Raw genomic sequence first — 26,729 nt, forward strand, 5'->3', positions numbered from 1 at the left:
TCATCGCCGGGGTGAAACGGTGTAGTTGAAACTGCTGCTGGAGATCAGGTTGTTGGCCGTGGTGCCGTTCACGAATTCCACGTTGATGGAGAAATTCTCGTTGGTGGCCGTGATCGTCGGTGCCTCGCTGCAAAATACCGGATAGAAATTCGCCGTGGTGCCGATGCGGCGTCCCTTGGCTCGCTCATGTAGCTGACGCGAGCCGCTGAATACCGGCGTCGAATTCAGATTCACGGCATTCAACAGCGCGACGAGGTCCGTCTGCGCGCTGGACTGACCGTAGTCGGTGCCCTCGTAGTAGCGGATGGGGGCCTCGTTGTTGCGGTTCGCCACCGTTGCGACGCGGTAGTAGATGCGGAACTGCCGGATCGCCGCGCTGCTAGATACCGCGGTCCGGGTGACAAGGACGACGCAGTCTCCATGCGCGATGCTGGCGCCGTAGGCATCCGTCTCGAGGGCCGACACCGAGGTCGTCAGGTTCACGGAGCCGTTCAGTGACTGGTAGGAGGGAAAGATGTAGAACTCCGAGGAATCGAGCGTCTCCTTGGCCATCTGCGCGGTGAAGTAGCGCAAGCTGGCGTTGGTCTGGAGCCGGACGCTGTCCTTGTACATCATCCGCAGGCCGAAGATGAACGTGCCCAGGCTGAGTCCGATGGTAATGACCCCGACGGACATGCTGATGATGGCTTCGACCAGCGTGAAGCCGGCGGTGGCGTTGCGCCGGTGCTTAGTGAACGTTTTCATTGGTCGTAACGGGTCCGAAGGAATACTTCCCGGTCGCGGATCGTGCGGGTGCTGCCGCCGTCCTGATAGCTGTAGGTGTAGACGACGGTGACTTTCTTGACCTCGCTCACGTCCTTGGCGGTGTCCGGAATTTCATCGATCCAGATCCACAGGTTCAACGAGAGCTCCTGGGACGCCGAGCCGGTGACGGTCGAAAGCGGCAGGGATCCGATAAAATTGTCGATGGCGCCCAGACTGGCGGCGGTGGCAGTGGGGAGGGGCGTGGTCGTCGGGGCCTGAGGCGCGCCGGACGCGGTGTGCACCACGCGCAGCCACACGGTTCGGTCCTGGTTGATCCGCACGCGAATGTAGGGCGGAAGATCGCGGACGGCAGCCGGAGCGGCCGCATCGATGTCGTAGCTCGGCATCAGGCCCTCGTAGTCGAATCCCTTCATCTGCTCGACGATGCCGTAGACCAGACTGGTGCAGGCGGCGTTGAGGACGCTCGACTCGGTGACGCGACGCGAGTGGAGAAACGACGTGATGAAGAGCACCATCACGCCCGCGAGCAACGTGAGCGCCACCATCACCTCGACCAAGCTCATGGCCAGCGTCGGAAAACCGAACCCGGACGACGCCGCGCGACGCGTTCGGCCGGGGACACCGCCAGGATCGTTTCGCTCAAACCGCAGGGTCGCCTTTAGCCGGTGGGGAAGAGAGTAGCTCATGGACAAGCCACCCTATCGGAAGACTAGCCCCGCCCATTAGGGGCAGATGGATGCGTTGATCAGGCCTATATGTAATAGGCCTGATAAGGCTATGCCTGACTAGGGCCGATACGTGCGTTGCTAACGACCGCTCTCCGGCTGGTTTGCGGGACTGGATTGCTGCACATAAAGGGCTGCGGCCTGGGCCCGGCGCTTCACTTGGAGCTTCTCGAACACCGTTACCAAGTAGTTCTTTACGGTGTTTTCACTGAGGCCGAGCCGTTGTCCGGCCTGCTTGTTGGTCATGCCTTCGGCGACGAGTGCGAGCACCCGGCGTTCCTGCGCCGAAAGGGCCGACAGGGCCTGACCGTGAACGAGTTCGCCGCTGCTGGCCCCACGGAGCAGGCTGAGGACGCGGGACGTCGCCTCCGGGTCGAGAATCGAGCGACCGGTGGACACATCGTAGACCGCCTGCACCAATCCCGCCGGATTGATCTCCTTCATCAGGTAACCGTGGGCACCGGAGCTCACCGCATCGTATACGAGGTTGTCGTTGGAATGGGCGGTGAGGATTACGACCCGCGTCTGCGGCAGCTGGGCGAGAATTTGCCGGCAGGCATCGAACCCGCTGCCGTCCGGCATGCGAATATCGAGGAGCACCACCTGCGGTTTCAGTTTCAATGCTTCCTGCACACCGGCCTCGACCGAGCCCGCCTCGCCCACCACCTGAATCAGCGGATTGGTGGAGCGTTCCAGCACAGTCCTGACGCCCACGCGGATGAGTTCGCTATCGTCCACCAGCAAAACCCTGATCGGTGCGCGCGTGGCATTCATAAAGGGAACAACTGCTGACGACCACACTCGTGCGCGAGCCTGTTCGTGACGAGTGCAAAGCCGCGCCGCCCCGGCCGCGCGCGACTGACCGCCGGGAAAAAATCGACCGCCGGAGCGCAGTCGTGGTGCACGTCGGTAGAATGCGACGGGGGTCGACCGACAAAACCCTTGACTCAGGGGCGCGCGTTTGAGTCTTTGGCCAGCTCCAATCTTTCGATCGCTATGGCCAACACGAAATCCGCTATCAAAGCCGCGCGCAAAGCTGTGCGCCTGACCGAACGTAACCGCGGGGTTAAGACCCGTCTCAAGACGTTGCGCAAACGGCTCGATGCTTTGATCGCCGCGAAGGACGCCGCCGCCGGCAAGACCGCCGCGGCCGACTACGTCTCCGCGATGGACAAGGCCGTGAAGTCGGGCGTCGTCCACAAGAACGCCGCCTCCCGGGCCAAGGCCCACGCTTCCAAGGCGCTCGCCGCCAAGTAAGGCGCCCGCGACGTTCCGACGTCGCCCGCTCCCTTTCTTCTCCTTTCACCCCGCTCGCCGTTGCGCGCGGGGTTTTTTGTTGCCCCCCGTGCGTCGCGTGACGCCGGCCGCGTCGTCCTGACGGCCGGCCGCAGCCAGCCTTGCACGCGGCCGAAACCCGCTTTCATCTTCGGCCCCGATGTCATTCGTCCGCTGCCACCGCCACTTCCTCTCGTGGGAACGGCCGTGGCTGCCGCAGATCGCGGCGTGGCTCGGACGCGAATGGGACGGATCCGGGCCGCTCGATCTTTCCCGGACACTGGCGCTCGTGCCGACGCGGCAATCGGCGCGGCGGCTGCGCGAGGCGCTGGCCGAGCATGCGGCGCGGCACGGCGCGGCGGTGTTCCCACCGCGTGCCCATACTCCGGATACACTGCTCGCGCTCGCCAGCGAGGGTGCCGGCGTTGCCACGCGACTCGAAGCGCTGCTGGCGTGGGCGGAGGTGCTGCGTGGCGTGGACCTGACCGCGGTGCCGGCCGTGTTTCCCGTCGCGCCGCCCCGACGTGATTTTGCGTGGAGCTGGCGTCTCGCCGAGAGTCTGTTTCGGCTCCAGTCCCAGCTCACAGAAGCCGGGCTTGGTTTCGCCGACGTTGCGCCGCGCGCCGGTCCGGAGTTTCCCGAAGGCGAACGCTGGCGACAGCTCGCGCGGCTGGAACAGTTGCAGATCGACGCCCTGGCCGCGCGTGATCGGGTTGAGCCGCACGCCGCCCGCCGTGCGTTCGCCGCCGACCCGGTGCTGCCGCCGGAGATCGAACGGGTGGTCGTGCTGGCGTCACCGGACCCTTTGCCCTTGCTGGTTGGAATGCTCGACTGCTGGGCCGGGCGCGTGCCGGTGGACGTCGTGGTATTCGGACCGCTGGACAAGACCGATCTGTTTGACGGCGCCGGCCGGCCGGTGCCGGACGCCTGGGCGCAGCGGGTGATTGCGCTGCCCGACTTCGAGCGTCGTGTGCACGTGGTTACGGATCCGGCTGCGGAAGCGAGTCGCGCGACTGACATCATCCAGCGGTATCCCGAACCCGACGGTCATGTCGCCGTCGGCCTAGCGGATCCGGACGTCCTGCCGCGCCTGGAGCACACGCTCGCGCGCGCCGGTATCGGCTACTACAATCCCGAGGGGCGCGTGCGGCGGAGCGAGGGTCTTTACACGTTGCTGGCGGCCCTGGCCGCGCTCGCGCGCGAAGCGTCGTTCGATACGATGGCCACGCTTGCCCGCTGTCCGGACTTTCTGGCGTGCCTGCAGGAGCGATGCGGCGCGGATTTTTCCGTGGCGGATTTTCTCGAGGAACTGGACGACCTGCGCGCCGAACACCTGCCGGCCGATCTCGACCAGGCCCGACGCGTGGTGCCTGGTCCCGAGTCATCGGTCGCGCGCGGGCTGCAGGTGGTGGCCGATTTGCGCGCGGTGCTGCGCACGGAGGAGTTTCCCGCGAGTGCACTGGCGGCGCTGCAGCTGGTGTTCGGTGAACGCCGGCTTGAACTGCGGCGGGCGGACGATGCGCGCGTGGCGGAAGCGGCGGCGGCGTGGCGCGACGTCATGCGCGAATGCGCGGCCGCCCGCGATCAGTTTGCCGGTCTCGAATCCGATGACGCCTGGGACGTCGCGCTCCGGCTCTATGGCGACAGCCGCCGCACCGAGGAGAAGCCCGACGCTTCACTCGAACTGCAGGGGTGGCTGGAGCTGCTCTGGGAAGACGCCCCGCACCTCATCGTGGCCGGAATGAATGACGGCCTGGTGCCGGACGCGATCGTCGGCGATCCGTTTCTGCCGGAGTCACTCCGCGCTCGGCTCGGTCTGCGCTCGAATGCGGCGCGTTTCGCCCGTGACGCTTATTTGCTGGAGGCGATGGCGACGTCGCGCGCGCAGGGCGGCCGGCTCGACGTGCTGTTGGCGCGGGCCTCCGGTGGGGGCGACCCGCTGCGGCCGTCCCGACTCTTGTTGCGCTGCGACGACGCGCAGCTGCCCGCGCGGATCGATTTTCTCTTCCGGCCCGCGGCGAGCGAGGCACCCGAGCCGCCGTGGACTCGCGCCTGGAAACTGAATCCCCGTCGACTGCAGCCGCCGGCCAAAGTGCCGGTGACGGGCCTGCGCACCTGGCTGGCGTGTCCGTTTCGTTTCTATCTGACGCAGGTGCTGCGGATGGAGCCCGTGGATCCGGAGAAGACGGAGATGGACGCGCGGGACTTTGGCACGCTGTGCCACGCGGCGCTCGAGGCGATGGCCCGGGCGCCCGCGTTGCGCGATTGCGTGGACGAAGCGGCGCTCCGGGAGTTCCTGCTCGCCGAATTCGATCGCGTGGCGCGAGCGCGTTTTGGTGAACAGCTGACGCTGCCAATCGTGGTGCAGCTGGAATCAGCCCGGCAGCGCCTGGGCAAGGTTGCGGCGTTGCAGGCCGCGGAGCGCGCGGCGGGCTGGATCGTGCAGCGGGTCGAGTGGGCGTTCTCGCTGGACGTCGGCGGTCTCGAGGTGCGCGGAAAAATCGACCGAATCGATCGGCATGAAACCACCGGCGCGTGGCGCGTGCTCGATTACAAGACGTCGGACACCGCGGTGCCGCCGGTCAAATCCCACCTGCGGCCGCAGCGCGAGGGCGAGGACGTATTGCCCGACTGGATGCGCGTGAACGTTGACGGCCGCGACTGCGTGTGGGCCGACCTGCAGCTGCCGATGTACATCCGGGCGATCGCCGCGGAGGCGGGTGGCGCGGGCGCGGTTTCCTGCGGTTACATCAACCTGCCGAAGGCGGCCAGCGAGACGGCGTTGGCGCTCTGGCCGGAGCTTTCCGGTGATCTGCTGGCGGCGGCGCAGGCGTGCACCGAAGGGGTGGCGGCGCGCATCCGCGCGGGCGAATTCTGGCCGCCGGTGGAACTGGATGCCGACCGCGATCCGTTCGGATCGCTGTTCCATCAGGGGGCGGTCGAAACTGTCGCGTGGGAGGCCCCGTCATGACGCTCCGTCACATCATGATCCTCGCGTCGGCGGGATCGGGAAAAACCTACGCGCTGACCAACCGCTTTGTCAGCCTGCTGGCCGCGGGCGCGCCGCCGGAGCGGATCGTGGCCCTTACGTTCACGCGCAAGGCAGCGGGCGAGTTCTTCGATGAGATCCTGCACAAGCTGGGGCGCGCGGCGCGCGATCCCGGATTTGCGGCGCGGCTGGCGGCCGATATCGAGCAGCCCGCGCTGGGCTGCGCGGATTTTCTCCGGTTGCTGCGTGGCGTGGTCGATGCGATGCCGCGACTTCGGCTCGGCACGCTCGATGGATTTTTTGCGCGCATCGCCCGGGCGTTTCCGCTCGAGCTCGGACTGACGGGCGATTTCGAAGTCCTGCAGGAGCACGCGGCGCGGGTCGAGCGGCGGCGGGTGTTGCAGCGGATGTTTGCGCGCTCGCCGGACGGACTCGATGCGGCCCAGCGGGATTTCATCGATGCGTTCAAGCGGGCGACCTTCGGCACCGAGGAGAAGCAACTGGGCGGGCGGCTCGACGGATTTCTCGACGAGCATCAGGAGACGTTTCTCGCGGCCCCGTCGCCGGCCCCGTGGGGCGATCCCGGCCGCATCTGGCCGGACGGCTGCGAGTGGCTCGAGCCCGGCGGACCCAGCGTCACGGACGCGTTGGCGTCGCTGCGTCAGTCGCTCGAGCGGCGCGGTCTGCCGGAGAAACAATTTGCGCGCTGGACCCTCTTCTTTGGCGCGTTGCCCGAATGGCGGCCCGGCGCGCCGCTGCCGGCGCCCGTGGAGTACATCCTGAAAAACGCGCTCGCGGTGTGGGCTGGCATCCGCGACGGAGCGGCGGAGATGGTGGTGGAGCGAAAGAAGCTCGCGCTCGGCGCCGTCGAATGCGCTGCGCTCGCGGCGATTCTGCGGCACATCGTCGGCGGGGAGCTAATGCGCCGGATGGAGTCGACGCGGGGCATTCATGCGGTGCTGCGCAGCTACGACGCGGTGTATCACGACGCGGTGCGGCGCAGCGGTCGCCTTACGTTCTCCGACGTGCAGCGTCTGCTGCAGCCGGACGTCAGCGGCGAAACGCTCGCACGTTTCGAATCCGACGAAGTCGGCGGTCGGCTGTTGATCGATTTCCGGCTCGATGCGCAGTTCGATCACTGGCTGCTGGATGAGTTTCAGGACACCAGTTACGGCCAGTGGAGCGTGCTGCGAAACCTGATCGACGAGGCGGTGCAGGATGCGAGCGGACAGCGCAGTTTCTTCTGCGTCGGCGATGTGAAACAGGCGATCTACACTTGGCGCGAAGGCGACCCGCGCCTTTTTCGCGAAATCTACGATCACTATAACCAGTCCGCGCCCGGCACGATCGTGGATCAGCACCTGGTGCAGTCCTTCCGCTCCGGACCGCCCGTCATCGCGATGGTGAACGCCGTGTTCGGCCAGCCCCTGGTATTGACGGAGTTGTTTCCCGGCACGGCCAGCGCGGCCTGGAACCGGGAGTGGCGGGATCACTCGTCGGCGCGACCCGAACTGGGCGGACACGCGGCGTGGCTGCAGGCCGAGGATGCGGCCGGCCGCGCGGCGCTCACGGTGCAGTTGCTCCACGAAATCGCCCCGCTTGAGCGCGGCCTCACCTGTGCGGTGCTGACGCAGACCAACGCGATGGCCACCACGCTGGCCGATGTGTTGCGGCGCGAGGGCGGCATTCCCGCGCAGGCGGAATCCGATCTGCACATTGCGACGGACAATCCGCTCGGTGCCGGCCTGCTCGCGCTGGTGAAGGTCGCGGCGTATCCGGGCGACCGGCTGGCGAAGGAGCACGTCGCGATGTCGCCGCTCCAGGCGGTGCTCGAGGCCGAGGGCATCCGGGATGCTGATACGCTGACGCGCCGGGTGCTCGGCCGCATCCACGCCGACGGGTTCGAACGGACCATGGAGTTCTGGGCGCGACGCCTTGAGGCGAAACTGCACCCGGCCGACGCCTTCAGCCGCGGGCGGGCGCGGCAGTTTGTCGCCGCCGCGGCCTTGTTTGATGCCACCGGAGAACGCGACGTCGCCGCCTTCATCGCCTTCATGGAGCGCCACGCGATCCGGAGCGTCGAGGGCGCGGGTGTTGTCCGGGTGATGACGATCCACAAGTCCAAGGGACTCGGCTTCGACGTGGTCATCCTGCCGGATCTCGAGGGCCAGCGCATCGATCAACGGCGTTCCGGCCTGGCGGTGCAGCGCAGTGCTGACCGGACGGTCGAGTGGATCCTGGATCTGCCGCCGAAGCTCTACACTGAACCCGACGCCACTTTGAGCGCTCACGTAGAGGCGGCGGAGGCGATGGCCGGCTACGAGGCGCTCTCGCTGTTGTATGTCGCCATGACGCGGGCCAAGCGGGCGATGTACGTCATCACCAAGCCGGTCGGGACGTCGGCTTCACGCAACTACCCCAAGCTCCTGGCGGAAACGATCGGCGCTGAAACGCAGCCGATCCGCATCGGAGCCGTAACTGCGGACGGTACGTGGAGCGCAGGCGATCCGGACTGGTATCGCGCGCTGATTCCGGCGCAGGCTGATCCCGACGGCGGCAACGCGAGTAAGGAGCATGCATCCGACCTGGTCACCGCGGAACCCGCGGTGCGGCGACCGGCGCGCCGGCCGTCGGCGCAAGCCGCGGGCAAGACGTTCGCCGCGCAACTGTTTGCCCTCGATACCGGCGACGCCGCGGAATTCGGCAATGTCGTCCACGGACTTCTGGCCGAGGTGGAGTGGGCGGACACGGCCGCGGTTGGCGAATGGGGCCGGCGGGGTTTACCCGCGGAGGCGGTCAGCGAAGCGCTGGCGTGCCTGCGGGCACCGTCGCTGGCCGGGGTGTGGGCGCGGACGGCCGGGGCGGAGGTGTGGCGGGAGCGTGCGTTCGAGGTGGTGCTCGATGGCGCGTGGGTGGCCGGGGTGTTTGACCGCGTGATTGTGCAGCGGGACGAGCGAAATGCGGTGCACGCGGTGACGGTTTTCGACTTCAAGACCGATCGGGTGGGGGATTCGGCCGGAGTGGAGGAGGCCTTGTGCCGCCATTCGGCCCAGTTGAATCTTTACCGTCGGGCGGCAGCGGTTTGCGCCGGCGCGCCCTTGGAGTTCGTGAGCGGCGAAATCGTCTTAACGCGCCTCCAAAAGCGCCTCTTGGTGCCGCCGGCGTAAATTCGGCTTTACAGCCCGTCGCTCCCGCCGCACGGTACCCCTCCGCCAAATCAAACCACCATGGGCAATCTGAAAAAGAAACGTCGTCTGAAGATGAACAAGCACAAGCGCAGAAAGCGCTTGAAAGCGAATCGCCACAAGAAGCGCACGTGGCAGAAGTGAGTTAAGACGCGCCCGTCGTCCCCCTTTTCGATTTCGAAACCCGCCGCCATTCGCGGCGGGTTTTGTTTTTTTGTGCCCCGGAGAGTCGCCGCGACCGGGGCCCAGGGAGGGTGGCTGGCGTGTATCAGCGGAGATGACACGGCAGCGATCGGCGGTGGCGGAACCTTTGCTTAAGAAACCGTAAATAGCGGGTCTTGGGGGGAATGGGGTGCTGATTGGGGTTGTAAGGGCCGATGAGGTGATGGCCAAACTGCGCCCAGCTGCATGTTATTCTCAAAAAAATCCAAAGGCTTTTTCGTCGAGCAGAACGACCATGCCGTGCTCGTGGCGCGGACGTCGTCGGCGGTCGCGCCCTTTGTCATTGAGGAGCTCCGGGAGTGTGCGCCGGGCGACGCGGCCGAGCTCGACGCCATCCTGGCGCAGTTGCAGCCGAAGAAGAGCCCGAGCGGCTTTGTCCATGCTTCCGTCGGCATCTATCCGTCGCGCCGCCTCGTCCGCCGGCACACGGTTGAGCCGAAACGGATGAAGGAGCCGGCCTATCTGGTCGAAATCTGCACGCAGCAGTTTCACATCGACCAGGACAAGTACGCCCTCGCGATTCTCGACGCGACCGACGGCACGGACCTCGATCTCGTGAAGGGGACGCAGAAGGACGCCGTTTTCTGCGGTCTGCCGATGGATGACGCGGTTGAGACCCAGACCTCGCTGCTCGAGCGCGGCATTTATCCCGAACGCCTTGAACTCGGTTCAATCGCGACGATCGGCGGCGTGGCGAGCTGTCTCGCGAGCATGAAGGTCAAGACCCCGGTGCTCGTGCTCGAGATCGGCGCCGATGCGACCCACTCGTACATTGTCACGGCGAACGGCCTCGAGGCCTCGCGGTCGTTTGCCCAGGGCCTCGATGCCATGGTGCCGATCGTGCAAAAGGAGCTCGGCCTCAAGGACGAGGAGTCGGCCAAAAAGCTGTTTTACTCGAACACCTTTGATTTCACCGGCATGGGCCCGTTGCTCGTCAAGCGGCTCCTCAAGGAGCTGCAGTCGGCCATCGGTTTCTACGAGGTCCAGACCGGGCAGTCGGTCGGCCAGGTGCTGACGACGCAGCTTTCGCCCAAGCTCAAGTGGATCGACGGCGCCATCGCGAGCGCGCTCGGCATCAGCTGCCTCACGCTCGACACCACCGCCTGGCTGCAAGCCTCCCAGATTTCCGTTCCGGACGCCTTTGCCAAGCAGACGCAGGATATCCGCTGGTTCGGACTCCTCGCGCTCATGGCCCAAAACGACCCTGTCAATGCTGTCCTTGTTGAAGAAAAAAAGTGAGGCGGATTCCGCCCCGGTCGTGCCGGCCTGGCACCCGAACTTCCGCAACTACGAACGGTTGCCGGACGTCAAGGCCGTGCGCACCGCATTCTTCGTCAACGGCGTGTCCATCACGCTCGTCGTGGCGCTGGCGGCCTACTTCGGCCTGCGCGAGTGGCAGCTTTACTCGCTCGGCCAGCAGATCGCCCAGGTGCAGGCGCAGATCGACCGGGACAAACCCACCAGTGATCTGGCGCTCGCCCTCTACAAGAAATTCCAGACCGAGGAGGCGCGTCTGGCCGAAGTGGATACGTTCGTGACCTCGAAGCCGATCGTCTCGACCCTGCTGGTCCGCCTTGCGCAGACCCTGCCGGTCAACGTCGCGCTCGACTCGGTCGAGCTGCGCGACACGGGCATGACGCTCCGCCTTTCCGTCAAGGGCGACTCCGCCGCCGCCAGCGGTTATGCGACGGCCTATCTCGAGCAGCTGCGCGCCGACAAGGAGCTTTCTCAATTTGAAGAGGCGACGTTCACCAGCACGCCGTCGCGCAATCCCGGCACCGGCCGGATGGCCGTGGAGTTCCTGCTCCGCAGCAAACCCGCCACCGGAGGGAAGAAGTCATGACCAACGAGGAAGCGATGGTCCTGATCAAGAAGAACCCGATCAGCTTCGGCTGCGGGGCGCTCAGCTTCGTGCTGGCAATCGGGCTCTATCTCCGCAGCGAGGCCATGCCCGATGCTGAGGCGGCGCTCATCCAGAAAACGGCCGCGGGCGAGCGAATCGCCCTCAACATCAAGTATTCCGCCCAGCTCAAGGAGCAGCTGGAAACGCTCACGAACGCGGGCCGCGAGATCGACAAGCGCGTCATCCGCAGCAGCCAGCTCGGCACGAACACGCAGTATTTCTACAAGGTCGAGGCCGACACCGGCGTGAAGATTCTCGATCTGCGCCAGACGACGCCCGCCGTTTCCACCCGTCCGGCGAAGGCCAGTTTCCTCCCGGTGGGTTTCGCGGTGACCGCCCAGGGCACCATGACCCAGCTCCTCCAGTTCCTGCGCGAACTGGAGAACGGCGCCCACTACAGCCGCATTCTCAGCGCGAGCTGCGTCGGCAGCCCGAGCGCCCGCAACGCGCCGGTGACCCTGACGCTCAGCCTGGAACTTCTCGGTCAACCATGATCAAACGCATTCTCACCTGTGGCGGCGTCGCCGCTGCGGCCCTGCTGGCACCGCGCACGTTCACCCTCATCGGCGTGACGTTTCTGAGCGCGGCCCTGCCAAGCGGCTTTGCCGCCGCGCGCGTCACCTCCGACTTGCCGCCGCCGCAGAAACGCCAGCTCTCCGTGGGCAACGCCGAGCGGCTGTCCCAGCGCAAGCCGCTGCCGGCCCTGCCGTCGGGTTTCGAATCACCGTTCAATCCGCCCGGCTTCGACCGGCCTGAGCGCGCCGAGGCGCCCGCTCCCGTGGCCGCCGGCCCGGTGCGGCCCGTCGCGCCTCCGGGCGCCCGTGAGACGCTGGAGAAGCTGGCCGGCCAGCTTGTGCCCAGCGGCACCATCCAGCGCGGCGGCACCCAGCGGCTGCTGATTGGAGGCAAAGCTTTCGAGGTGGGGACTCGTTTCACCGCCACGTATAACAGTGAAGACTACGAGCTCGAGCTCGTGGCCATCGATCGCACCACCTACACGCTGCGCTACCGCGGCGAGGAAATTACCCGGCCCATCAAACCTGTTCGATAAAATGAACACACGCACGCTCCTGATCATCGTCCCTGCGCTGCTGGCCGCTATGCCAGCCCTCCGCGTGCTGGCTCAACAGCCCGCCGCTCCCGTGGCTGACGACGCCACCGCGACCACTGCCGTCGCGCCCGCCGCCCTCGTGCAAGCCGAGCCGGCTCCCGCTGTCGCGGTCGAAACGTCCGCGCCCGCCCCGGTGGCCACCGTTGCCGCCGTGGCCGCCGCCGTGCCGAAGGCCGACGAAGCACCCGCCGGCACCGCGACCAAGTCGAAGGACGCCGCGGGCCGCGACACCCTCTCGGTCGATTTCCCCGATGAGGACGTGCGCAACATCCTGCGCAACGTCGCCGACCTCTTTGAGCTGAATATCATCATGCCGGATACACTCCAGGGCAAGACGACCATCAAGCTCCGCGACGTCACCTGGCGCCAGATCTTCCAGAGCGTCCTCCAGCCCGTCAACTTCACCTACATCGAGGACGGCAACATCATCAAGATCGTCAGCAACGAGAGCCTCCTGCAGGAGCCGACCTCGACCGACGTCTTCCTGATCAATTACGCCAAGGCGAGCGACATCCTCCCGACGGTCACGTCGCTGGTCGACGCCGCCGCGGGCGGCAAGATCGTGGTCGACGCGCGCAGCAACAGCCTCGTCATCACCGAGCGCCCGTCGCGCATGAACCGCATCCGCCCGATCATCGAGCAGCTCGATCGCGCGACGGACCAGGTCATGATCGAGTCGAAGTTCGTCGAGGTCAGCGACAGCGATGTGAAGAACATCGGCGTCAACTGGTCCTCGCTCGCGAACTACCAGATCAACGCCGGCAAGCTCGGCCTCGACTTCAAGCGCGACCGCGACCAGAGGGCCGAGAATGGCTATAACAACACGCTCGGCAACACGCGCATCGGCACCAACACGACGACCGGCACCACGCTGACCTCGGTCAACAACGGTCAGAACAGCGGCTCGACGAATTCCAGCACGGTCACCTCGACCGGCGGCATCGTCACCTCCACGTCCTCGACCGGCACGACCGGCGGTCTGACGAACGGCACCACCGTGACGAACACGAACGGGACCAACAATCAGATCGCGGACGGCGTGAACAACGTGTTCAACAACCTGAGCTCGCTGCTCAACGCCGACGGCACGACTCGCACGCTCAACGCGGTGTTCTCCGCCAGCGATTTCAACCTCGTGCTGAGCGCGCTGCAGTCGATGCAGAAGACGAAGGTCGTTTCCAATCCGACGATCGTCACGCTCAACAACACCCAGGCCGTGATCAACGTCGGCCAGGAGCGCCCGATTCCGAACTACACCTACAACTCGGAGCGCGGCGTGTACGAGGTCAGCGGCTTCACCTACCGCCCGATCGGCGTCATCCTGAAGGTCACGCCCCAGGTCAACTCGCGCGGCTTCATCAAGCTCTCCGTCGAGCCCGAGGTCAGCCAGTCGAACCGTGATGCGAACTTCAACGGTGCCGCAATTCCGATCGTCGAGTCCCGCAAGGCCAACACCACCGTGTCCCTCAAGGATGGATTCACGATGGGCATCGGCGGCCTGATGCAGAGCAGCACCACCAACGGTTCCAACAAGGTCCCGGTGCTCGGCAACCTCCCGGTCCTCGGCCGGCTCTTCAAGTCCGACGCCAAGAACATGGAGTCGACGAATCTCATCATCTTCATCACGGCGAAAACCATCAGCCCCGAGGGCGCGACGGTCGAACAGGTGTTCGATTCCGAGCGCGTGCGCGGCCTGAACATGACGCGTGAGGAACTCCCCGGTCATCGTGACGGATCCAATCCGTTCATGTCGTCCATCCCTCCGGCCAAGAAGTGAGCGCAACGCGCAGCCAACCCAGCGTTCGACCAACCCGTCCGCTCATGAAAACAATCTTTCGAAACCTAGGCCTCGCGGCGTCCCTTGCCGCGCTCGCGCCTCTCGCCCTGCTGGCCCAGCAGGAGCCGATCATTGCGGTGGATATCACGACCATCGGCATCGCGTCCGGCACCGGCTCAGTCATCGACGTCGGCATCATCGCGGGAGGCAGTGGCTATACCTCAGCTCCGACGGTCACGCTGACCGGCGGCGGTGGCTCCGGTGCTACTGTTGTCGCAAGTATCAATGGAGGTGCCGTCACAGGACTCACCATCACTAACGGAGGCTTTAATTACACCAGTATTCCTAGTATAACGATTGCTCCGCCTGGAACGCAGGCGACGGCGACGCCCATTGTCGATTCGAATGGGGTGGTGACCGGTTTCAGCGTGAACGGAGGTTCCGGCTACTCGACGGTGCCTTCCGTTTCTCTCAGCGGTGGCGTCGGCTCGGGACTCACCTTTTCCACCGGATTGTCTGGTGATGCTGTCACGCTCACGGTGATTACCGGTGGGACCAACTACAGCAGCAGTAATTTGCCGAGAGTCGAAATCGCGCCTCCCGGAACCAGAGCGACTGCAACTGTACGCGACTTGGGACAAGCCTTCGTTCAACCATTCCAGAACGAGTCCTACGGTGGAGTGGGTACGACCATCAATCTTACAGCACTCGCTAGTGGAACCGGGGGATCCTATACATACACGTTTTTTGTTAATGGTATCCAACTGGGGCCTCCGGTAACCGGTGGTTCGAAAGTACCCGTGAAACAGTCCTGGGCTCCGCCGCAACCGGGATCCTATTTCTTGACCGTGACCGCGAACGACGGTCTGCACACGGCGACCTCCCTGGCCGTCCGTTATTTTGCCACCGGAACCGCGATCATCGGCCCCGTGGATAATGCGCTCGTTCCGAACGGCTCGTCGGTCGTCTTACAGGCAACGGCGACACCGGCGCCTTCCGGGCCGAACGCGTTTGTCCAACGCATGGACTTCTATGTGGATGATGTCCTCGTCGGCAGTGACTACACGTATCCGTATTCGTACATCTATGCGCCGGCGACGTCTCCGACCCGGCATAAGATCGAGGCGCGCGGCTTTGACAATAATGGCAATCAGATTTCGCCCAACGGCACCGCGACGCGCTCCCTTTCGATGGTGAGTGCAATCGGCACCACCCCCATCGTGACCATCGTGAATCCGGCAGACGGCGGCAGCGTTGTTGCGGGCACGGACGTGACGATCATCGCCGATGCCGTCGCACCCGACGGCTTCATCAAGAACGTCGACTTCTATGTGAACGGCGTGCTGCAGAGTTCGGCGAACAAGTTCCCGTTCACCGCGTCGTGGAAGCCCCTGGTTCCCGGTGAGTATGAGTTCGTGGCCATTGGTTTCGACGACAAGAGCAACGCTGTGGCCTCGTCTCCGGTCAATCTGACCGTGACCGGCGCGTTTCCCACGGCAGCCATCATCGAACCTGCGGCCAGCGGTTTCACCATTGTTCAGGGATCGACGCTCCCCGTCACCGTACGCGCTGCCGGACCGGACGGTGGCCTGACGACCCTCAAGACGGTCCAGTTTCTCGTCGATGGCGTCGTCAACGATTCGCTGCCGAAAGCGGCCGCGACGACTACGACGACGACCTCGGGTACCCCAGCGGCGCCGGTCCTCACCGATCCGTTTGTGTTTAACTGGAAGGCCAACGTTGCCGTCGGCACGCACCGGATCTCGGCGCGCGTCACGGGCATCAACGACCTGAGTATCACCTCCGCCGAACTCACTGTAAACGTAGTGGCCAACCAAGCTCCGCAGGTTGCGATCACGGCACCGAGCAACGGCGCCTCTACGACGGTAAATTTGGAGGCCACCATCACGGCTGCTCCCACAGACGTGGACGGCACCATCGAAGCCGTCGAGTTCTTCGTCAACGGCGCCAGCATCGGCACCGTCGCCAAGAGCCCGTTCCAAATCAAATGGAAGCCCACGACCACCGGCGATGCGATCCTGACCGCCAAGGCGACCGACAACGGCGGCAAGTCCACCGCGTCGTCTCCGGTCACGGTCAACGTCGACCCAGTCGCGCCCTCCGGCCCGGCACAAACCACGATCGCCGCCACGGTGTTCCGCGGTTCCTACGGCTCGGTCACCGAGAACGGCCAGTTCGCCTTCGCGGTGAACCGGAACGATCGCGCCACGTTCATCGCCTATTCCACGTCCCCGACGGGTCGCACCAGCTTCTGGACCGACATCACCGTCAATCCCGACGGCACGTTTGAGGTGCGTGACGGCGCCAACGCCGTGGTCCTCGCGGGCCAGACGTCCGGCACGGGTGTGTCCGGCACGTTCGGCGGCAAGACCTTCATCGGGCCTGTCACCTCTTCCACGGCGGCGTTCACTCCGTTGCTCGTCACCGGCTCGATCACCGGCGTGGCCGGCAGCCAGGTGGTCGCGATCGTCGGCGGCGACAGTTCCGTCACGCTCTACGCGGCGAACGGCCTGCTGCGCGAAATCGGCGCCGGCTTCCTGAGCTCGACGGGTTCGTACTCGTTCTCGGCTCCGACTGGCGGTCGCTTTGCCGGCACCGTTGCCAACTCGGCCGCGATCGTCAGCGGCACCGTGTCCGGCGGTGCCTCGGGTTCCTTCCTGCTCCGCCAGCAGGCGAGCCGAATCAGCAACATCTCCACGCGCGCCCTCGCGGGCAGTGGCGATCGCACGCTGGTCGCCGGCTTCGTCGTCAGCGGCACAGGCACGAAACCGCTGCTCGTTCGCGCCATCGGTCCTTCGCTCGCCAACTTCGGCATCGCGAACCCGCTCGCCGATCCGAGCCTCAACCTCCTGTCGCGCACGTCCACCGTCGTCGCCACCAACAACGATTGGGGCAACTCGGCGGCGCTCGCCACGCTCTTCGGCCAGGTCGGCGCCTTCGCGCTCACTCCGGGCAGCCGTGACGCTGCCGTCCAGGCCTCGCTCACGCCGGGCATGTACACGGCCGTGGTGGGTGGCGGAACCGCCACGCCTGGCGCCGCGCTCGTTGAAATCTACGACACCGACACCAGCAATCCCGTGACGTCGCGGATCACCAACATCTCGACGCGCGGACAGATCGGCGCGGGCGAATCCCTGATTGCCGGCTTCGCCATCACCGGCGACGTCCGCAAGAAGCTCCTCATTCGCGCCGTCGGCCCGACGCTCTCGAGCTTCGGTCTGACCGGAGTGCTCGCTGATCCGAAGATCGACGTGCTTGCCGGCAGCACGATCATCGCGAGCAACAACGATTGGACGGAGTCGGCCACGGTCGCGCAAGTGACCTCGACCAGTCCGTCGGTCGGTGCCTTCCCGCTCAACGCCGCCAGCAAGGATGCGGCCGTGGTGCTGCAGCTGGCCCCGGGCTCATACACCGTGCAGATCTCGGGCGGCGGCGGCTCCACCGGCACCGTGCTCGTGGAAATCTACGACGCGGACCTCTAAGCGGAAACGAAGTCATTACTCTCAAGGCCGCGGGCGAAAGCCCGCGGCCTTTTTCGTTGAGTGCACTCCCGGGGGCGGCGGCCCATTAGTTTCAGAACGCGGGGGGCCTGCGGGGGCTTGTGACGCGACTATTGGTTGGTCATTTCTGATTTTGTTTCTAGGGTCCAGCCTCTCATGAGCAGCGTCGCCAGTCCCGCGGTCAGCGCCAAGCCTCACGCCTTTGCCGGCGTTTTTGCGCTGCTGTCGGCGCACCTCGCGGAGCTCGATCGCTTCCTCCATGGGCAGCTGGGCTCGTTTGAGCCGGAAATCCGGACGATGGTTGACTACTGCATCGATACATCGGGCAAACGCATCCGGCCGGCGTTGACGTTTCTGAGCGGCTGGCGCGGTCCGACGCACGTCCAACCGGAGCTGGTGCGGCTCGCGGCCGTCGTGGAACTGGTCCATCTCGCCACGCTGGTGCATGACGACATCATGGACGACGCGGATGTCCGGCGCAGTCGCCGCACCGCCGCCCGCGAATACGGTCCGACCGCCGCCGTGCTGCTCGGCGACGCGTTGTTCGCCCACGCGCTGCACTTGGCCACGCAGTTTCCGACCACTGAAATTTGTGCAGCGGTGTCGGAATCGACGCGGCGGGTCTGCGCTGGAGAAATCGTGCAGACGCTGCGTCGCGGTTCGACGAACATCAGCCGGGCGGACTATCAGCGCATCGTTGACTTGAAGACGGCGGAGCTCTTCCGCGTCTCGTGTTTCCTCGGCGCCAAGCTGGCCGGTTTTCCGTCGGAGTTCGTCGACGCCGCCAGCCGCTTCGGCCGGCATCTTGGCATCGCGTATCAGATTTACGACGACCTCGTGGATTTCTTCGGCGAGGAAAAGCGCATCGGCAAGACGCTCGGCACCGATTTGGCCAGTGGAAAACTCACGCTCCCGCTGCTCGTCCTGATGGAACGGCTGCCCGCGGTGCAGGCCACGGCGCTCGCCAGCGAGATCACCGGCCAGCGTCCGCCGCAGCTCGCGTTACGCCTGCAGCAGATGACGGATTTTGGCGTGTTCGAGGCGGTGGCCGACGCGGTGCAGGCGGAAGTTGCGGCCGCGACCGCGGCCCTGCGCGACTGGCCCGACCAAGCGCCGACGCCATTGCTCCTCGGGCTGTGCGACGTCCTGCAAGCGCAGGTCGCGGGCTTGCAGCGGCGCGGGTAGGCGGGGCGGCCAAAAGCCACCGGACCGACGAAACGCATCCGCGCTCGGCGCCAAGGTGCCCCAACCTGAGAGCCTGGAAATTGCATTCCACGGCTGAAGTTCGCGTCTGTTCGCGTGATTCGCGGGCGGTCTTTTGAGGGTTTCCAATTCCGGCGGCTTCGAAGCGGCGGCGTTTCGCCCGATAGTTTCCATTTGCTCCCTTCCGATCCGTGGGTTTCGCTGCCGGCGTGATCGAAGTGGCAAAAATTCTCGGCAAGACGCTCGTCGCGTCGCCCGAGCGTCGCCAGGAGGCTGACGCCGATCTCGAGATCGTGCGGCGGGTTCAGGGCGGCGATGTGGCCGCCTTCGATCGCTTGATCGAGAAATACCGCGAGCGGGTCTACGGGATCGTCTATCACATGACGTCCAACCGCGAGGACGCCGCGGATTTGACCCAGGATTCGTTCATCAAGGCGTTTCAGTCGATTCACCGCTTCGGCGGCCAGTCCTCGTTCTTCACCTGGCTCTACCGGATTGCGGTCAACTCCACGCTCAGCCACCTGCGCAAGGCGCGGCTCCGGTCATTCTTCAGCCTGGAGCGCATCGACTCCGACGAACCGGTCGCCAAGGAAATTGTTGCGGCCCTTACGGATAAAACCGGGGTCGATCGCGACACCTATGTCCGCGAGCTCCAAGAAAAATTGAACGATGCGATGCAGAAGTTGTCTATCAAGCATCGCACCGTGGTCACTCTATTCGAAATTGACGGCTTAAGCCACCATGAGATCGCCGAGGTCATGAAGTGCTCGGTGGGTACCGTGCGGTCGCGCCTCCACTACGCGAAGCAGCTTTTACAGTCCGAGTTGCAGCCCTATATGCGCCGATGAAGCCTGAGAGTAATCGACCCATAACCATTGAAGATCTGCTGCGCCTCAAACGCGCCGAACGCCCTCCCGCGGAATTCTGGACCGACTTCGACCGCACGTTGCGCGCCAAGCAGCTGGCCGCCTTGGTGGAGAAACGTCCGTGGTGGCAGACCGTCCCGCAGATTTTTTCGGGGCTTTACCGCTACCGGATCGCGCTCGGCGCGACTGCCGTGTGTGCGCTGACGTTTTTCTCCCTCCGCAGCTATACGTCGTCCCCGACGGTCGCGCCTGCTCAGCACGCAGACATGGTTGCAGTCGCGCTGCCGCAGGTTGAGACCGGGCTTGCAGCTTTGGCTGTCGCCGAGTCCGTGCCGGTGCCCGGCCCGATTGCGGTCGCTGCCGCGGTTACGCCGCCGCCCGCCGTCGTTTCCGCGCCCCGCGTGGAAGAAGTCGCGGCGGGAGTCGGAGCTTTTGAGCCTTCAGGTGTGGTCGCTCTGGGTGCTGCGGCCGTTTCCTCCGGGCCGGAGAGTGAGAGCGAGTTGCCCGCGGCGCGTCAGGTCGCCGCAGCTTTTGCCTCGGTGCAGACGCCTGAACGGCTTGCGTCGCATCGCCTGCTGGGCGCGGCTACGGGCTTCGAGGCCCGGGCCATGCCGGCACGCGCGGCCGTCGAGCCGTTGCAGCAGATGACGCCGCCGAGCGATTCGCGTCGATCGCGGATGCTCACCGCGATGGTGTCGACCGCGTCGCTGGAGACGTCGGCGCAGACCACCGAACGCGCGGCCAGCCGCATGATTTCCGAAGAACGCATCTACGATCAGATCCATCGCTTCGGTGCCCGCGGCGATCGGCTGCAGGTCAAGTTCTGACGTCGCGCGCGGTCGCTTGCGCGAAGAAAGTTTATTTTGGAAAGGCGCTGCCTCGGCAGCGCCTTTTTTGTGTCGGCTGAATGCGCAGCGAGGAATCGCGGGTGCCGTTTGCTGCCGTTGGAAATCAGTACGACACCGCGCGGCCCGTGAGCGCGGCGCCTTTGCTTTCCCGGGACGATGCGGTAGGGTGGCCAATGCGACTCGAGAACGACTCGATGGGCGAGGTGGCGGTGCCGGAGGACGCGCTCTTCGGCGCGAGCACCCAGCGCGCGTTGGACAATTTTCCGATCAGCGGTCGGACGCTGCCCGACGCCTTCATTCGCAGCCTCGGGCTGATCAAGCTGGCGTGCGCGCGAGCCAACGAAGAGCTCGGCCTGCTGTCGACGGAGAAGAGCCGGTTGATTCAACTCGCCGCGCGCGAGATCGCCGAGGGAGCTCTGGCGCGGCACTTCCCGCTCGATGTCTTTCAGACCGGCTCCGGCACGTCGACCAACATGAACGCCAACGAGGTCATCGCCAACCGCGTCAGCGAACTCGCGGATGAACCGGTTGGATCGCGCCGGCCCGTGCATCCCAATGACGACGTCAACCTCGGCCAGTCCTCGAACGATGTCATTCCCTCCGCGCTGCACGTCAGCGTGGCCGTCGCCCTGCACACGCGGCTGGCGCCCGCGTTGTCCCGCCTCGCGAACGAACTGGAAACCAAGGCGCGCGCGTTCGAGGCGATCGTGAAGATTGGCCGCACGCATCTGATGGATGCGACGCCGCTGACGCTCGGCCAGGAATTTTCCGGGTACGCGGCCCAGGCGAGGAAAGCGGCGGACCGGGCGCAGCGCGCCGCGACGCGGCTCCGCGAGCTCGCGATGGGCGGTACGGCGGTCGGCACCGGGATCAATTGTCAGCCGGGGTTTGCGGGCCGCGTGTGCCGGCATCTCTCGGAGGAAACCGGCCTCGAGTTTGTCGAGGCGCGCAATCACTTCGAGGCCCAGGCCGCGCGGGACGACGCCGTCGAGGTCGCGGGTGCGCTGGCGGCGATCGCCGCCGGTCTCACGAAAATCGCCAACGACATCCGGCTGCTGGGCTCGGGTCCGCGCGCCGGTCTGGGCGAACTCAAGCTGCCGTCCACCCAGCCCGGTTCGTCGATTATGCCGGGCAAGGTCAATCCGGTGATGTGCGAAATACTGGTGCAGGTCGGTCTGCATGTGCAGGGCCTCACGCAGACGGTCGCGTTGTGCGGCCGCGACGGGCACTTTGAACTCAACGCCACGCTGCCCTTGCTGGCGCATTGCCTGCACGAGGCCATCCAGTGCCTGTCGAACGCCGTCGCGATCTTCACGGAGAAGTGCGTCGCCGGCCTCGAGGCCGATGCGGACCGCTGCCGCGAGCTCGTGGATCGATCGCTGATGCTCGTCACCGCGCTGAATCCAATCATTGGGTACGACGCGGCCGCGTCCGTGGCCAAGGAGGCACTGGAGACTGGACGGACGCTGCGCGAGGTCGTGCTCGCGAAAAAACTGGTCGACGCCGCCCGGCTCGATCGGGTGTTGGATCCGAAATCAATGACAGGTCCCGCTGCCTGACGGGAGCGCCGCCCTCCGGCCGGCTCCGCCATCAAGCAGGCGGACGCCTGCGCTCCTGGCTATCCACCCGGCTGCGCGGCGCTTTCGCGCTTCAATCCTCACCCTTCACCTGCCACGTTCCGCTCTCATCATGCCGGTTCATCAGGAAATTCACACCGTCAGGACGCGCGGCCAGGAGATGTACGAGATCACCGAGCTGGTGGCGCGTGAGGTGCAGCGGAGCGGCATCGCGCGCGGGATCGTCACGGTGTTCTGTCAGCACACCAGCTGTTCGCTCGTGATCATGGAGAACGCCGATCCGTCCGCGCGACGCGATCTGGTTGCCTGGCTCGATCGACTGGTGCCGGAGAACGATCCGCACTTCGAGCACACGCTGGAGGGCGCGGACGACATGCCGGCGCACATCAAGATGGCGCTGACCCGCACGAGTGAAACCATCCCGGTTGCTCACGGCCGCCTTCTCCTCGGCACGTGGCAGGGAATTTTTCTCTGGGAACACCGCGATGCGCCGCACGCGCGGAACGTGATCGTGACGGTGGTGGGATGAGGGGAAGTTAAGAGTTGAGAGCGGAGAGTTGAGAGATTTCCCGGTCGACGTGAATGGATCCACTGAACGGAGTTAATTCCGAATTCAGCCCGCCCTTACTCTCAACCCTCAACTCTCAGCTCTCAACCGCCGCGGCGCTGCGCCGTGGCTTCACTTCTTCGCCGGCAGACACGCGCCGCAGCCGTTCACGAAGAAGTCATTGCCCTTGTCGTCGACGAGGATGAACGCGGGGAAGTCCTCCACCTCGATCTTCCAAATCGCCTCCATGCCGAGTTCGGGATACTCGAGCACCTCGACCTTCTTGATGTTTTCCTTCGCGAGAATCGCGGCCGGACCGCCGATGCTGCCGAGATAAAATCCGCCGTGCTGCTTGCAGGCGTTGGTCACCTGGGCGCTGCGGTTGCCCTTGGCGAGCATCACCATCGAGCCGCCCTGCGCTTGGAACAGATCGACGTAGCTGTCCATGCGCCCCGCCGTCGTCGGTCCGAACGATCCCGAGGCGTAACCCGTGGGCGTCTTCGCGGGCCCGGCGTAGTACACCGGGTGATCCTTCAGGTACTGCGGCAGTCCCTTGCCGGCGTCGACGCGTTCCTTGAGCTTCGCATGCGCGATGTCGCGGGCGACGATGAGCGGGCCGCTCAGCGAGACGCGCGTGGTGACCGGATATTTTGAAAGCTCGGCGCGGATGTCCGCCATCGGCCGGTTGAGATCGATCCGGACAATGTTGTCGTCCTTCCACATCCGGCTCGCCGCTGGAATGAACCGACCGGGTTTCGGCTCCATCTTCTCGAGGAAGATGCCGTCCTTGGTGATCTTTGCCTTGATGTTGCGATCGGCGCTGCAGGAAACGCCCATCGCGACCGGGCAACTGGCGCCGTGACGGGGCAGCCGGATGACGCGCACATCGAGGGCGAAATATTTGCCGCCGAACTGCGCCCCGATGCCGGTCGAGCGCGCGATCTGCAGGACCTTTTCCTCCATGGCGAGATCGCGAAACGCCCGGCCGTGCTCGTTGCCCGTTGTCGGCAGGGCATCGAGGTATTTAGCCGACGCCAGCTTCAGCGTCTTCATGCACGCTTCGCCGCTGGTGCCGCCGACCACAAACACAAGATGGTACGGCGGACACGCCGAGGTGCCGAGCAGCGGCAGTTTGTCGCCGACCCATTTCTCAAAGCTCTTCGGGTTCAGCAGCGCCTTCGTTTCCTGGAAGAGAAACATCTTGTTCGCCGATCCGCCGCCTTTCGCCACGAACAGAAATTCGAACTTCGCGCCCTCGGTCGCCATGACATCGATCTGTGCCGGCAGGTTGGTGCCGGTGTTGACCTCGTTCCACATGTCGAGCGGGGCGGTCTGCGAGTAGCGCAGATTCTCCTTGGTGAAACACTCGTAGATGCCTTTCGAAATCCACTCGGCGTCGTTCGCCCCCGTCCAGACCTGCTGGCCCTTCTTGGCGAACACGGCGGCCGTGCCCGTATCCTGGCACATCGGCAGAATGCCCTCCGCCGCGATCTCGGCGTTCTTCAAAAGCGTGAGCGCGACATAGCGGTCGTTCGCCGAGGCCTCCGGATCGTCGAGGATGGCGGCGACCTGCTGCAGATGTTTCGGCCGCAGCATGAACGAGGTGTCGTGAAACGCCTGGCGCGCCACGTAGGCCAGCGCCTCGGGTGCGACCTTCAGGATCTCACGACCGTCGAAGGTCGTCGTGCTCACGCCTTCGGTCGAAAGCAGGCGGTACTCGGTCTCATCGGCACCGAGCGGCAGGGGATCCTGATAGACAAAGGCGGGCGTTGGCATGGCAGGAGAGACTTTATGATTTTTTCCGCAGAGTAAAGCGGGTGGGAGTGACGGAAGCTCCGCTCTCGCTAGCCACGGTCAGCGAGCAATCGACGAACCTCGTCTCGCCGGTGCGCGGCGGCAAGGTTGCCTGCGTCGTCCGGCCGAACCGCTACTTTCCCGCCATCGCGCGCACCACGCCTTGCAGCCGCGGCAAGTCTCCCAGCGTGACGACCTCGCCCGTCTCGCGGCCCCAGCCATTGGGACCAGGCCATAAGCCGCGCACGAGGAAGGCCTCATGCGCCGCCGCCATGTCCACGACCTGCAGGTAATCCTTCTGCTCCTTCTCGTCGCGCACGCCGCTGACCTGCGCCGACGGAATCGCGGCGATGCGGCCGCTGGAAATGTACGCGAGATCGTTCAAGGCCACGAATGGCCGCGCGTCGGACAACGTGGTCGCGGGCCGGGCCTTCTCGCCGCGCAGATAGCGGAAGTAGTCGAGGTGATTTTCCAGCAGCGGATCGAACGGATCGATGGGCGTGCGCTCCACGCGGCCGTCGTGCCAGCGGATCTCGATGTTGCCGCCCACGGCGTAGCGCAGCGTGGCCTTGTCGCAGAGCACCGCCTCACAGTGCGTGCTGGCACCCGAGCAGGCGTGCGACAGCGCAAAGCGCATCGTGATGCCCGCGGCGGTGTCCGTCTCGACGAAGAACGTGTCCGCGCCCTCGATGGCGTGCGCCCGGTAAAGTTCGGCGCGCACCGCGGCGATCTGCGCCCAGCTGAACAACTCCGGGCCGCCGGTCCAGAACAGCAGGTTGTGGACGAAGTGCGCCATCGCGTTGCCGAAACATGAATCGAGCACCATGTGGTCGTCGATCAGCAGCCGCCCGGCCCAGTCGTTGCGCGCAAAGTAACTCGCCGGCCGCGGCCAGAGCGCGCTGAGCGTGGCGCCGCGGATTGCGCCGAATTCACCGGCGAGCAGCCGTTCCTTCAACGACAGCCGCGCCTTCTCGATGATGAAATTGAAGCCGACATGCGACGACTTCCGGGCGCGGTCGTCGGCGGCGATCATCCGATCCAGTTCCGCGTAGTCGAGGGTGGGTGGCTTCTCCACGTAGGCCGGCAGGCCGTAGGCCGTCGCCGCCGCGTGCATCGCGGCATGCAGCTGGATCGGCGTGGGAATCACGACCATATCCAGATCCCGGTGACACGTCTCGAGCATCGCGCGGTAGTCGTTGAACACCCGCACGCCGCGCGCCTGAAAACGCCAGGCCTGCTGCTCGGCCGCGAAGGCCTCCTGCCGCGGATCGCAGGTGCAGACGAGCTTCGCGTGGTTGCGCTCCTCGAGCCGCGCGATCGCCTGGTGATGGGATCCGGCGAAACCGCCGAGGCCGAAGATGCCGATGCGAATGGGTGCGCTCACACGATTTTGAATTTGGGCAGATCCTGCCCGTCGATCAGGCCAACCGGAGCGCCGCTGGCGTTGACCACGATCAAGTCGTCGATTTTGTGCGCCTCAAACAGCCGCAGCGCGTCGACGCCCAGGGCGTCCTCGGCGATCACTTTCGGTTGTCGGGTCATGAAGGTGGCCACGGGTTGCTGCAGGAAATCGGGCCCGGTGAGCGCACTGCGACGAAAATCGCCATCGGTGAGAATCCCGGTGAGCCGGCCGGTCTTTTTTGCCACCAGCGCGATGCTGCCGCTTTTGGCCTTCGTCATGCGGAGAATCGCCTCCTGCGTCGTGACGGTATCGGGCGCCGTCGGCAGCCGGTCCCCCGTCCGCATGATGTCCTTCACCCGCAGCAGCAGGACCCGGCCGAGATTTCCCGCCGGGTGATACCGGGCGAAATCGTCCCGCGTCAGGCCGCGCGCCTCGAGCAGCACCATGGCCAGCGCGTCGCCAAGGGCGAGGGCCGCGGTGGTGCTGGCGGTCGGTGCGAGCTTCAACGGACAGGCCTCGCGCGGGACGCGGAAGAAGAGCCTCAGGTCGGCATTGCGCGCCAGATCGGACTCCGGATTGCTCGTGAACGCCACGATGCGCGCCCCGAACCGCCGCAACACTGGCAGCAGGCGGACGATTTCCTCGGATTGCCCGCTGTTGCTGAGCAGCAGCGCCACATCGCCCTCGTCCACGAGTCCGAGATCGCCGTGCAGCGCTTGCGTCGCATCGAGGAAACAGGAGGAAACGCCCGTGCTGTTGAAGGTCGCGGCGATCTTCTGGGCGATCGGGGCGTTCTTGCCGACGCCGCTGAAGATCAACTTCCGCCCGGCGGCCGCGGCCGCATCGATGGCCCTGGCCGTGGCGACGAATTCGAGCCCGAGGGACCGGCCGGTTGCCGTCAGCGCTGCCTGCTCGATGCGAATGCAGGCACGCGCACGAGCGAGGACGGTTTTCGATTGCAGCGCCATTTAGAGTTGAGTCGTCGGTAAAGGGTGCGGAATTTAGGCCGAACGACTGCC

At 65.3% G+C, this 26,729-nt stretch carries 21 protein-coding genes; 15 read left to right on the forward strand and 6 right to left on the reverse strand.

The genetic code is table 11. The annotated features are described in order from the left end of the window. From ACLJEU_RS05660 to ACLJEU_RS05670, 3 genes are all read right to left on the reverse strand, one after another. The gene (locus ACLJEU_RS05660; protein ID WP_414660537.1) at positions 1–744 is read right to left on the reverse strand and encodes a PulJ/GspJ family protein; all 744 of its coding nucleotides are present in this window, start codon (positions 742–744) and stop codon (positions 1–3) included. Then, positions 741–1,328 carry a type IV pilus modification PilV family protein gene (locus ACLJEU_RS05665; protein ID WP_414660536.1) on the reverse strand — a complete coding sequence of 196 codons (588 nt, stop codon included), beginning with the start codon at positions 1,326–1,328 and terminating at the stop codon, positions 741–743. The genes ACLJEU_RS05660 and ACLJEU_RS05665 overlap by 4 nt, the downstream gene beginning before the upstream one ends. Positions 1,329–1,571: 243 nt before the next feature. After that, a complete protein-coding gene (locus ACLJEU_RS05670; protein WP_414660535.1) occupies positions 1,572–2,264 on the reverse strand; it encodes a response regulator in 693 nt (230 codons plus the stop codon). A 222-nt stretch (positions 2,265–2,486) separates the two neighbouring features. Here ACLJEU_RS05670 and rpsT point away from each other — a divergent pair, with 222 nt between their 5' ends. The 15 genes from rpsT (at position 2,487) to ACLJEU_RS05745 (ending at position 22,496) form a co-directional block, all read left to right on the forward strand. Continuing rightward, the gene (gene rpsT, locus ACLJEU_RS05675) at positions 2,487–2,747 is read left to right on the forward strand and encodes a 30S ribosomal protein S20 (protein ID WP_414660534.1); all 261 of its coding nucleotides are present in this window, start codon (positions 2,487–2,489) and stop codon (positions 2,745–2,747) included. Between the two features lie 178 nt (positions 2,748–2,925). Next, positions 2,926–5,736, forward strand: a complete 2,811-nt coding sequence (locus tag ACLJEU_RS05680) for a PD-(D/E)XK nuclease family protein (protein ID WP_414660533.1) — start codon at positions 2,926–2,928, stop codon at positions 5,734–5,736. Beyond that, entirely contained in the window at positions 5,733–8,921 is a 3,189-nt protein-coding gene (locus ACLJEU_RS05685; protein WP_414660532.1) for a UvrD-helicase domain-containing protein, read from the forward strand. Before ACLJEU_RS05680 ends, ACLJEU_RS05685 begins: the two co-directional genes overlap by 4 nt. A 60-nt stretch (positions 8,922–8,981) precedes the next feature. Continuing rightward, on the forward strand, positions 8,982–9,083 hold the full coding sequence (locus ACLJEU_RS05690) for an AURKAIP1/COX24 domain-containing protein (protein WP_414660531.1): 102 nt from the start codon (positions 8,982–8,984) through the stop codon (positions 9,081–9,083). A gap of 264 nt (positions 9,084–9,347) precedes the next feature. After that, entirely contained in the window at positions 9,348–10,400 is a 1,053-nt protein-coding gene (locus ACLJEU_RS05695; protein ID WP_414660530.1) for a hypothetical protein, read from the forward strand. Then, positions 10,384–11,004, forward strand: a complete 621-nt coding sequence (locus ACLJEU_RS05700) for a hypothetical protein (protein ID WP_414660529.1) — start codon at positions 10,384–10,386, stop codon at positions 11,002–11,004. The genes ACLJEU_RS05695 and ACLJEU_RS05700 overlap by 17 nt, the downstream gene beginning before the upstream one ends. After that, complete coding sequence (locus tag ACLJEU_RS05705) at positions 11,001–11,558, forward strand: hypothetical protein (protein WP_414660528.1); 558 nt, start codon at positions 11,001–11,003, stop codon at positions 11,556–11,558. The genes ACLJEU_RS05700 and ACLJEU_RS05705 overlap by 4 nt, the downstream gene beginning before the upstream one ends. Further along, complete coding sequence (locus ACLJEU_RS05710) at positions 11,555–12,115, forward strand: hypothetical protein (protein WP_414660527.1); 561 nt, start codon at positions 11,555–11,557, stop codon at positions 12,113–12,115. Before ACLJEU_RS05705 ends, ACLJEU_RS05710 begins: the two co-directional genes overlap by 4 nt. Before the next feature lies 1 nt (position 12,116). Next, positions 12,117–13,952 (forward strand): type II secretion system protein GspD, encoded by a 1,836-nt coding sequence (locus tag ACLJEU_RS05715; RefSeq protein ID WP_414660526.1) that lies wholly within the window; start codon positions 12,117–12,119, stop codon positions 13,950–13,952. A gap of 44 nt (positions 13,953–13,996) precedes the next feature. Continuing rightward, the gene (locus ACLJEU_RS05720) at positions 13,997–17,455 is read left to right on the forward strand and encodes a beta strand repeat-containing protein (protein WP_414660525.1); all 3,459 of its coding nucleotides are present in this window, start codon (positions 13,997–13,999) and stop codon (positions 17,453–17,455) included. Positions 17,456–17,629: 174 nt separating this feature from the next. Further along, positions 17,630–18,658 (forward strand): polyprenyl synthetase family protein, encoded by a 1,029-nt coding sequence (locus ACLJEU_RS05725; RefSeq protein ID WP_414660524.1) that lies wholly within the window; start codon positions 17,630–17,632, stop codon positions 18,656–18,658. A 209-nt stretch (positions 18,659–18,867) separates the two neighbouring features. Beyond that, a complete protein-coding gene (locus tag ACLJEU_RS05730; protein ID WP_414660523.1) occupies positions 18,868–19,524 on the forward strand; it encodes a sigma-70 family RNA polymerase sigma factor in 657 nt (218 codons plus the stop codon). After that, entirely contained in the window at positions 19,521–20,369 is an 849-nt protein-coding gene (locus tag ACLJEU_RS05735) for a hypothetical protein (protein WP_457795345.1), read from the forward strand. The genes ACLJEU_RS05730 and ACLJEU_RS05735 overlap by 4 nt, the downstream gene beginning before the upstream one ends. Before the next feature lie 194 nt (positions 20,370–20,563). After that, positions 20,564–21,949: a class II fumarate hydratase gene (locus ACLJEU_RS05740; protein ID WP_414660521.1), complete on the forward strand. Its 1,386-nt coding sequence runs from the start codon at positions 20,564–20,566 to the stop codon at positions 21,947–21,949. 130 nt (positions 21,950–22,079) lie between these two features. Further along, positions 22,080–22,496 carry a secondary thiamine-phosphate synthase enzyme YjbQ gene (locus tag ACLJEU_RS05745; RefSeq protein ID WP_414660520.1) on the forward strand — a complete coding sequence of 139 codons (417 nt, stop codon included), beginning with the start codon at positions 22,080–22,082 and terminating at the stop codon, positions 22,494–22,496. Between the two features lie 150 nt (positions 22,497–22,646). Here ACLJEU_RS05745 and ACLJEU_RS05750 read toward each other — a convergent pair whose 3' ends face one another. From ACLJEU_RS05750 to ACLJEU_RS05760, 3 genes are all read right to left on the reverse strand, one after another. Next, positions 22,647–24,290, reverse strand: a complete 1,644-nt coding sequence (locus ACLJEU_RS05750; RefSeq protein ID WP_414660519.1) for a fumarate hydratase — start codon at positions 24,288–24,290, stop codon at positions 22,647–22,649. 151 nt (positions 24,291–24,441) lie between these two features. After that, positions 24,442–25,692 carry a Gfo/Idh/MocA family protein gene (locus ACLJEU_RS05755; RefSeq protein WP_414660518.1) on the reverse strand — a complete coding sequence of 417 codons (1,251 nt, stop codon included), beginning with the start codon at positions 25,690–25,692 and terminating at the stop codon, positions 24,442–24,444. After that, positions 25,689–26,678, reverse strand: a complete 990-nt coding sequence (locus tag ACLJEU_RS05760; RefSeq protein WP_414660517.1) for a KpsF/GutQ family sugar-phosphate isomerase — start codon at positions 26,676–26,678, stop codon at positions 25,689–25,691. Before ACLJEU_RS05760 ends, ACLJEU_RS05755 begins: the two co-directional genes overlap by 4 nt. Positions 26,679–26,729 lie beyond the last annotated feature (51 nt).

This window comes from Terrisphaera buseokensis, assembly GCF_047521145.2.
Taxonomy (GTDB): domain Bacteria; phylum Verrucomicrobiota; class Verrucomicrobiia; order Opitutales; family Opitutaceae; genus ER46.

Coding starts and splice junctions, on each gene's coding strand:
- ACLJEU_RS05710 (WP_414660527.1), top strand. CDS start 11,555: ATGATCAAACGCATTCTCACCTGTGGCGGCGTCGCCGCTGCGGCCCTG.
- ACLJEU_RS05715 (WP_414660526.1), top strand. CDS start 12,117: ATGAACACACGCACGCTCCTGATCATCGTCCCTGCGCTGCTGGCCGCT.
- ACLJEU_RS05705 (WP_414660528.1), top strand. CDS start 11,001: ATGACCAACGAGGAAGCGATGGTCCTGATCAAGAAGAACCCGATCAGC.
- ACLJEU_RS05670 (WP_414660535.1), bottom strand. CDS start 2,264: ATGAATGCCACGCGCGCACCGATCAGGGTTTTGCTGGTGGACGATAGC.
- ACLJEU_RS05740 (WP_414660521.1), top strand. CDS start 20,564: ATGCGACTCGAGAACGACTCGATGGGCGAGGTGGCGGTGCCGGAGGAC.
- ACLJEU_RS05760 (WP_414660517.1), bottom strand. CDS start 26,678: ATGGCGCTGCAATCGAAAACCGTCCTCGCTCGTGCGCGTGCCTGCATT.
- ACLJEU_RS05665 (WP_414660536.1), bottom strand. CDS start 1,328: ATGAGCTTGGTCGAGGTGATGGTGGCGCTCACGTTGCTCGCGGGCGTG.
- ACLJEU_RS05735 (WP_457795345.1), top strand. CDS start 19,521: ATGAAGCCTGAGAGTAATCGACCCATAACCATTGAAGATCTGCTGCGC.
- ACLJEU_RS05685 (WP_414660532.1), top strand. CDS start 5,733: ATGACGCTCCGTCACATCATGATCCTCGCGTCGGCGGGATCGGGAAAA.
- rpsT (WP_414660534.1), top strand. CDS start 2,487: ATGGCCAACACGAAATCCGCTATCAAAGCCGCGCGCAAAGCTGTGCGC.
- ACLJEU_RS05750 (WP_414660519.1), bottom strand. CDS start 24,290: ATGCCAACGCCCGCCTTTGTCTATCAGGATCCCCTGCCGCTCGGTGCC.
- ACLJEU_RS05660 (WP_414660537.1), bottom strand. CDS start 744: ATGAAAACGTTCACTAAGCACCGGCGCAACGCCACCGCCGGCTTCACG.
- ACLJEU_RS05720 (WP_414660525.1), top strand. CDS start 13,997: ATGAAAACAATCTTTCGAAACCTAGGCCTCGCGGCGTCCCTTGCCGCG.
- ACLJEU_RS05680 (WP_414660533.1), top strand. CDS start 2,926: ATGTCATTCGTCCGCTGCCACCGCCACTTCCTCTCGTGGGAACGGCCG.
- ACLJEU_RS05695 (WP_414660530.1), top strand. CDS start 9,348: ATGTTATTCTCAAAAAAATCCAAAGGCTTTTTCGTCGAGCAGAACGAC.
- ACLJEU_RS05725 (WP_414660524.1), top strand. CDS start 17,630: ATGAGCAGCGTCGCCAGTCCCGCGGTCAGCGCCAAGCCTCACGCCTTT.
- ACLJEU_RS05690 (WP_414660531.1), top strand. CDS start 8,982: ATGGGCAATCTGAAAAAGAAACGTCGTCTGAAGATGAACAAGCACAAG.
- ACLJEU_RS05745 (WP_414660520.1), top strand. CDS start 22,080: ATGCCGGTTCATCAGGAAATTCACACCGTCAGGACGCGCGGCCAGGAG.